A 7,071-nucleotide genomic window follows, 5' to 3' on the forward strand; every position below is an offset into this window, starting at 1 on the left:
CAGCCCGGGCCCGGGGAGCCCCGGCCTCACGGCGCTGTGCCACCGCCTTCGCACGGCCGGCGCGGCGGCCTCAGCCGTGGCGTGAGCGCAGGTGGTCGGCGGTGGCCGCGTCGGCGGGCAGGAACGCCTCCAGCTTCAGCTCGGCCAGCGTCACGTCCACCGCCGTGGCGAACGACGTGAGCGTGGTCAGCAGCCGCAGCGCCTCGGACCGCAGGCTCTCGACGATGTGCCGCCCCCAGTCCGCCAAGTTGAGCACCCGCAGCGCCATGCCCCGGGGATGCAGGGCCACCCTCAGCACGTTGACGGGCGGCCGCAGCAGTTCCTCCGCCACCCCCTCGGTGAGCACGGCGAAGGCCGCGTTGGCCGCCACCAGCTCGCCGTAGGGCCGCACCACCACGGCCGGGTAGGGCAGGTGACCGTCCAGGATGTCGTCCAGCGCCTCGCGGACGGGCTTCAGCATGGCGTCGTCCAGCCCCGGCTCGGGGAACAGGGGGGCGTACCCGGCGGCCAGCAACAGCCCGTTGCGTTCGCGCAGCGACAGTTCGAGCGACTCGGCCAGCCGCACCACGATCCCCCGGCCGGGATGGGACCGCCCCTGCTCCATGAAACTGAGATGCCGCTGCGTCGTGCCGGCCCGGTTGGCCAGCTCCAGCTGGCTCACCCGCCGGCTGCTGCGCCAGCGCCGCAACTCCTTCGCGAACCGCTCCACGCGCCTTTTCTAGCCCACGGGAACGACAGAACACGACTCCCCGCAGGGTATGACACCGCCTCGGACCGCCGGCTTTCTTGGTGCGCTCCGGCCGGCGTTTCGGTGCGCTCCGGCCCACTTCGCGCACGTCACGGCGGCCAGCCCCGCATCACCGGAGGAGCGTGCCCCTGGACGGACGCCGGCCCTGGTCGGCGGGTGGGGCCGGCCCATGCCTGCCGTAAGAAGGCTCTCTGAAAAGTGATCAGCGCAAGGTCAGGCAGGCGACGCGCGGGGACGGCGGGTCGACGGCGGGGGCGGCGTGCAGCACCAGCGACCGCGGCATCACCCCCGCGAGCGCCCAGTCGTGGCGCGCGGTCGCCCGCCCCGCGCCCGCCTCGTCCGTCGTCAGGTCCAGCCACACCTCGCTCGTCGCGTCGGCGTGGTCGGGCAGGTGCTGGAAGTGCGGCCCCGCGGCGCGCGGATCGGCCCCGCACGGCGCGCTGTGGAGGTGCGCCCCGTAGCGGTGGCGGGGCAGCAGCCCCTCGACCACCAGCGAGGTCAGCGTCTTGCCGCGGGCGGACTCGGCGGTCACGCTCGCCTGCGCGCCCCGTGGGACCAGCTTGCGGTCGTAGACGATCGCGCCGGTGGTGCGCGGCGCGAACTCGCCCCCGCCCGACAACGTCGTACGGTCGGCGGCGCCGGAGCCGTGCGCCACGACCTCGTCCTTGGGGCTCGACGCGCAGCCCGCGACCACCACCGTCGCCATCCCCACCGCCAGCGCCCGCACCGGGACACCCGCGAACGACCCGCGCGAGGCGACCTCTGCGCCTCCGCACGCGGACATCCACGTCCAGGCGGGCATCACCCGCTTCCGGGCAGCGCGCCGGCAGACGGCGCGCAGAAAGGCGGCGGCGCGCAGGAGGGGCGCGGTGGCGGGTGCGGGCAGGCGCATGGGAACCCCCGGTGCGGAGACGAGCCCGGCCGGGCTCGCGGGCCCACCACTCTATCCAGTAACCGATCCGCTACGCGCCGTGTTTGCCGGCGATGGCGTCGATCGCCGCCGCGAGGGTGAAGTCCGCCTCGGTGAGCCCTCCCTTGTCGTGGGTGGTCAGCGTGAGGTGCAGCTTCCGCCACCGGATGTCGATGTCGGGGTGGTGGTTCATCTCCTCGGCCCGGATCGCGATCTCGTCGACGATGCGGATGGCCGTGGGGAAGTCGGGCGCGACGACCGTACGCCGGATCTCGTCGCCCTCTCTGCGCCATTCGGGCAGGTCGTTGAGCTTGCTGTCGACGTCCATGGGCTCACGGTACTTCTTGGCGGGCCCCGTGGCTCACTTGAGGGCTCCGGCGCCGAGGCCGGACTGGATCTGGCGCTGGAAGACGATGTAGACGATCATCACCGGCAGGATCGTCATGCTGAGCGCCGCGAACAGGCCGGGCCAGTCCGCCTCGTACCCGGCGATGGTGGAGATGTCGGCGATGCCCTGGGTGATCACCCATTTGTCCTTGTTGTCGGTGAGGAGGACCAGGGGCAGCAGGTACTGGTTCCACTGGCCGAGCACGTTGAAGATGGTGATGCTGATCAGCCCCGGCTTGGCCATGGGCAGCATGACCTGGAAGAACGCGCGGGTGTGTGAGGCGCCGTCGATGGCGGCGGCCTCGGCCACGGTGTCCGGCAGTGTCCGGAAAAATGCGGCCAGGAAGAAGACCGTGAACGGCAGCGAGTACGCGATGTACACCAGGATGAGCCCGACGTGCGAGTTCAGCAGCCCGAGCTGGAGCACCACGAAGAACAGCGGCCCCAGCGCGAGGAAGATCGGGAACGCCATCCCGGCCACGAAGTAGTAGTAGATCAGCCTGTTGCCGACGAACCGGTAGCGCGCCAGCACGTACGCCGCCATCGACCCGAACAGCATCGTCCCCGACGTGCTGAAGAAGACGACGACAACGGTGTTGAGCATGTACTGGCCCACGTGGGCCTTGTCCCACGCCCGCCCCCACGCGTCGAGCCGCAGCTGACCGGGCAGTTGCAGCGCGTCGCCGAAGATCTCGGCGTTGGACTTGAACGACGCGAGGAACGTCCACAGCAACGGCAGGATGATCAGCAGCGCCCAGATGAGGAGCGCGACGTGCGAGAGCCCGCCCAGCACCCCCGTCCGGGGCCTCGCCTTGGCGGCGGCTCTGCTCATGGTCGTGTCCTTGGCCATGTCAGAGCTCGATCCTCTCGCGCCGCGTGGTTCGCAGGGTCAGCACCGCGAACGTCACGGTCAGGAAGAACAGCACGACCCCCATCGCCGACGCGTAACCCACCTTGGAATAGGTGAACGCGGTCTTCCAGATCTCCACCGGCAGGATGGTGGTGGCCCCGTCGGGCTCTCCTTTGTTCCCGGCCAGCACCAGGATCAGCGCGAAGCCGTCGAACGCCGCTATCCCCAGATACACCCAGCCCACCTGGACGGTGTCGCGCAGCAGCGGCAGCGTTATGGAGAAGAACAGCCGGATCCGCCCCGCGCCGTCGAGCGCCGCCGCCTCGAAGTAGTCCTTGGGAATGGCGGCCATCCCGGCCGAGAAGAGGACCACGTAGAAGCCCACGGCCTGCCAGATCATCACCGCGATGACGGACCAGAGGGCCAGGTCCGGCTCGATCAGCCAGCCGACCGGCTCGAATCCCACCTTGATCAGCGCGCCGTTGACGACGCCGCCCTCATCGGGCCGGTAGACCGCCTTGAACAGCACGCCGACCACCGCCACGGCGAGCACCTGGGGGAAGAAGAACACCACCCGGTAGAACTTCGACCCCCAGATCCCCCTCATTCCGGCGCCCCGCGGCCCGCCGCCCAGGTTCAGCAGGAACGCGAAGAACAACGCGATGACCACCGTCACGATCGGCAGCACCAGCAGCAGGATCCCGTGGTTGCGCAGCGCCTGCCAGAACACCTCGTCGTCGAACAGCCGGATGAAGTTGTCGAACCCGATGTATCGCAGCTTCGAGCGGTAGCCGTTCCAGTCCGTGAAGGAGATCTGGAACGCCTGCACGTACGGGCCGATCACGAACACCGAGTAGAGCGCGACAGGAAAAGCGAGGAACCCGGCGACGAAGCCGTACTTGCGCAACCGCCGCATACGTCATTGGCTCCGCGTCTGTTTGGTGACCGACGAGTCCTTCTTGATGGCGTCGGCCTTCTTCTGCATGTTCTGGCAGAACTTCTCCGGCGTGATGCGCCCCGCCATGACCACGTTGATCTGCGCGGTGCCGTAGTCGAACATCTCCTTGTACCAGCTCTCGAAGCGGGCGTCGGTGATGATGTTCTGGCCGGCGACGTCCTGGGCCTTGGCCGCGCTCTTGAGCCCAGGAGTGAGGGAGAGCCCTTCGGCCGCGCCGTTGACCACGGTCAGGTTCAGGGTCTTCTCGGTGAAGCCCTTGGCGCCTTCCTTGGACAGCATGATGCGCAGGTATTCGAGGCCGCCGGCCGGGTTCTTGCCCTTGGTGGAGACGAGGAAGTTCTCGCCGACGCCCACCTGGATGGCCCCGTACGGCATCTTGTCGGCGGCCGTGACGTCGGGGATCGGGGCGATGGCGTACTCGAAGTCCTTCGGCTTGTCCTTGGCCATCTCGTTCTCGATCCACGAGCCGACCGGGTAGAAGAGCAGTTTGTTCTGCAGCTGCTTGATCTGGGTCTGGGTGTGGTCGAGCCCGAAGTACGCCTTGTCGCCGTAGTTCGTCTGGATGTCCACCCAGGCGCTCACCGCCTGCTTCACCGGGCCGCTCAGCCAGGCGTTGTCGACCAGGTTGTCGATGTCGATGAGGACCTGGTTCCCGCCGATCTTGGCAGCCGTGTAGAGGGCGTTCCAGAGCTGGTAGTACGGGCCCTTCTGTCCGGGATAGGCGAACAGCAGGATGCCCTCCTTCTTCGCCGTGTCGCCGAGCGCCTTGAACTCCGCCCACGTCTTGGGCAGCGTCCAGCCCTTGTCGGCGAAGAGCTGGGCGTTGTACCAGAGGGCGCGGTGCGAGACCGTGTAGCCGAGTTGCAGGGGTTTGTCGTCGATGACGGCGTTCGCCAGCACGGCCGGGGTCACGGTGTCGCGCACTTTCTTGGACGGGTCGTCGTACGAGGGCGCGTCGAACAGCGCCGTCAGGTCGACGAGCTGCCCCTCCTCGGCCAGGGCGACCGGGTCGAGCCCCTCGGGCCCCGAGTTGTTGACCACGTCGGGCACGTCGCCGCTGACGAAGCGCGGGCGGAGCTGGGTGCCGATCTGCTGCGTCGCGTTGTGCTTGATCGTCGCCGCGGGGAAGGCGCGCTTGTAGATGACCTCGTGCACGTCCTTCGCGTACGCGTCGCTGTAACCGCCGCTGAAGATCGTCACCTCCAGCGGCTTGGTCGCGTCCACCCCGAACGGGTTCTTGGGGTCGGCCGACACGGCGATCGAGCTGGCGGGCGCCGAGCTGGGCTCCTCACCGGATCCCGCCGTGGCGCAGGCGCTCAGCAGGCCCGCTCCGGGACCTGCCACGACGGCGGTCAGGCCGATACGGCGCAGCAGCTCACGACGTGTGATCTCGCCCGGGTGGGTCATGGGGGCTCCTGAAGAGGATCGGTAAATAGGAAAGTTTCCTAACCGTTTGCCCGAAGGTACGAACGCCTCCCGACACTCGTCAAGAGGCGCAATCGAGACGTGACTTTCGAGCTTGCTCCGCCTCCACAGAGAGGACAGTAGAGCCCCAGCCCCCCAACGGCCAACCCCCAAAGGTCAGCCTAGGTGGGCGCGGGTCTCGGCGAAGGCCTGGTCGGTGCCCTCCAGAGCGCGGGCCACGTCCTCCTCGGTGTGGGCCGCGGACATGAACCAGTTGTGCCACGGGTGGATGTAGACGCCGTGCCGCAGACACGCGTCGCTCCACCACATGGCGGTCGACAGGTCGGTGTCGCCGTCGAAGCTGAGCCAGGGGATGGTCACGGGGCCGGTCTGGTTGACCACGAACCCGTGGGCCTTGGCCTGGGTGTAAAGACCTTCGCGCAGTTGCGTGCCGGCGCGCTCCATGGCGGCGATGCCGTCGGTGTCGCGCAGGGTCTCGATGGTCGCCTTCGCCGCCGCCATGGCGACGGAGGAGAACCAGAACGAGCCGGTCGAGTACAGCGTCTGCGCGGGGCCGCGGAGCGCGTCGGTGCCGGTGACGGCGGCGATCGGGTAGCCGTTCGCCATGGCCTTGGACCAGGCCGTCAGGTCCGGCCGCACGCCGTAGGGCTCCCACGAGCCGCGCAGGTCGATCCGGAAGCCGGCGCGCACGTCGTCGATCACCAGGGCGGCGCCGAGACGGTCGGCGAGCGCCCGCGCGCCGCGCGCGAACGCGGGCTCCACCAGCTCCTGATCCTCGAACGAGTCGTGCTTGAACGGGGTGACGATGATCGCCGCGACGTCCCCCTCGACCGTGGCCGCGGCGGCCTCCAGCGACTCCAGGGAGTTGTAGGCGAACTCCACCAGGTCGGCCCGCTCGTTCGGCGTCGTGCCGGCCAGCGACGGCGTGCACCAGGGGTCGGCCCCGTGGTAGGCGCCGTGCGCCATCAGGACCTTCGTCCGGCCGGTGGCGGCCCTGGCGACCATGAGCGCCTGGGTGGTGGCGTCGGTGCCGTTCTTGGAGAACATCGCCCAGTCCGCGCTCGGCACGGTGTCCACCAGCAGCTCGGCCAGCTCCACCATCACCGGGCCGGGGCCGTTGAGGCAGTCGCCGCGCGCCTGCCGACGGGCGGCGGCCTCCTCCACGCGCGGGTGCCGGTGACCGAGGACGACCGGGCCCCAGCTGCACATGAAGTCGATGTACTCGCGGCCGTCCACGTCCCACTGGCGGCAGCCCTCGCCGCGCTCGAAGAACTGGGGGTAGCCGGGGGCGAACAGGGCCGCGTTGAGGTGGCCGTACATGCCGCCGGGAACGACCTTCAGCGCCCGCTGACGAAGTTCAGCGTCTGTCATCACATTCTCCAATTACGTCAGCAGGTCGAGGGTGGAGTCGAGGTCGGTGAGGCCCGCGTCCGAGCCGAGCCCCGTCGCGACCTGGGCGGCGGCGGCCGTGCCCCAGCGGGCGGCGGTCACCACGTCCTGGTCGTGCAGGAGCCCGGTGATGAAGCCGGCGCAGTACGCGTCGCCGCAGCCGGTCGTGTCGCTGACGTCCACCTTGAGCGCGGGGATCTGCTCGACGCCGTCCGCGGTCACCACCAGGCTGCCCGCACCGCCCAGCGTGACGAGCACCCCACGGGGGCCCTCCGCCAGCAACGCCTTGGCAGCCGCCAGAATCGCCACCGACACTCCCGCTTCTACGGCCGAGCCGGACGCGTCGCCGGACCCCGACATGTTCGCCGAGCCAGGCGCGTCACCGGCCCCGGGCGCGGCCGCCG

General features: G+C 69.5%; 8 protein-coding genes. All 8 read right to left on the reverse strand.

Annotated elements, in window-relative coordinates; genetic code table 11:
• Window positions 1-70: 70 nt before the first annotated feature.
• Window positions 71-709: a helix-turn-helix domain-containing protein gene (locus KME77_RS11840; RefSeq protein WP_308250671.1), complete on the reverse strand. Its 639-nt coding sequence runs from the start codon at window positions 707-709 to the stop codon at window positions 71-73.
• 241 nt (window positions 710-950) lie between these two features.
• Window positions 951-1,640: a hypothetical protein gene (locus KME77_RS11845; protein ID WP_219465745.1), complete on the reverse strand. Its 690-nt coding sequence runs from the start codon at window positions 1,638-1,640 to the stop codon at window positions 951-953.
• 70 nt (window positions 1,641-1,710) lie between these two features.
• Window positions 1,711-1,986, reverse strand: a complete 276-nt coding sequence (locus tag KME77_RS11850; RefSeq protein WP_219465748.1) for a 4a-hydroxytetrahydrobiopterin dehydratase — start codon at window positions 1,984-1,986, stop codon at window positions 1,711-1,713.
• A gap of 33 nt (window positions 1,987-2,019) precedes the next feature.
• Window positions 2,020-2,877: a carbohydrate ABC transporter permease gene (locus KME77_RS11855; protein ID WP_246609609.1), complete on the reverse strand. Its 858-nt coding sequence runs from the start codon at window positions 2,875-2,877 to the stop codon at window positions 2,020-2,022.
• 19 nt (window positions 2,878-2,896) lie between these two features.
• The gene (locus tag KME77_RS11860; RefSeq protein WP_219465752.1) at window positions 2,897-3,811 is read right to left on the reverse strand and encodes a carbohydrate ABC transporter permease; all 915 of its coding nucleotides are present in this window, start codon (window positions 3,809-3,811) and stop codon (window positions 2,897-2,899) included.
• Between the two features lie 3 nt (window positions 3,812-3,814).
• Complete coding sequence (gene ngcE, locus KME77_RS11865) at window positions 3,815-5,260, reverse strand: N-acetylglucosamine/diacetylchitobiose ABC transporter substrate-binding protein (RefSeq protein ID WP_219465754.1); 1,446 nt, start codon at window positions 5,258-5,260, stop codon at window positions 3,815-3,817.
• Between the two features lie 174 nt (window positions 5,261-5,434).
• Window positions 5,435-6,649: an aminotransferase class III-fold pyridoxal phosphate-dependent enzyme gene (locus KME77_RS11870; RefSeq protein ID WP_219465757.1), complete on the reverse strand. Its 1,215-nt coding sequence runs from the start codon at window positions 6,647-6,649 to the stop codon at window positions 5,435-5,437.
• A 12-nt stretch (window positions 6,650-6,661) separates the two neighbouring features.
• Window positions 6,662-7,071, reverse strand: a 410-nt coding sequence (locus KME77_RS11875) for a carbohydrate kinase family protein (RefSeq protein WP_246609610.1), incomplete at its 5' end; no start/stop codon positions are given.

The sequence above is a fragment of the Nonomuraea rhizosphaerae genome, assembly GCF_019396405.1.
Taxonomy (GTDB): domain Bacteria; phylum Actinomycetota; class Actinomycetes; order Streptosporangiales; family Streptosporangiaceae; genus Nonomuraea; species Nonomuraea rhizosphaerae.

Excerpts from the sequence above, each read along its gene's own strand:
- KME77_RS11850 (WP_219465748.1), bottom strand. The coding sequence starts at position 1,986 with ATGGACGTCGACAGCAAGCTCAACGACCTGCCCGAATGGCGCAGAGAG.
- ngcE (WP_219465754.1), bottom strand. The coding sequence starts at position 5,260 with ATGACCCACCCGGGCGAGATCACACGTCGTGAGCTGCTGCGCCGTATC.
- KME77_RS11870 (WP_219465757.1), bottom strand. The coding sequence starts at position 6,649 with ATGACAGACGCTGAACTTCGTCAGCGGGCGCTGAAGGTCGTTCCCGGC.
- KME77_RS11860 (WP_219465752.1), bottom strand. The coding sequence starts at position 3,811 with ATGCGGCGGTTGCGCAAGTACGGCTTCGTCGCCGGGTTCCTCGCTTTT.
- KME77_RS11845 (WP_219465745.1), bottom strand. The coding sequence starts at position 1,640 with ATGCGCCTGCCCGCACCCGCCACCGCGCCCCTCCTGCGCGCCGCCGCC.
- KME77_RS11855 (WP_246609609.1), bottom strand. The coding sequence starts at position 2,877 with ATGAGCAGAGCCGCCGCCAAGGCGAGGCCCCGGACGGGGGTGCTGGGC.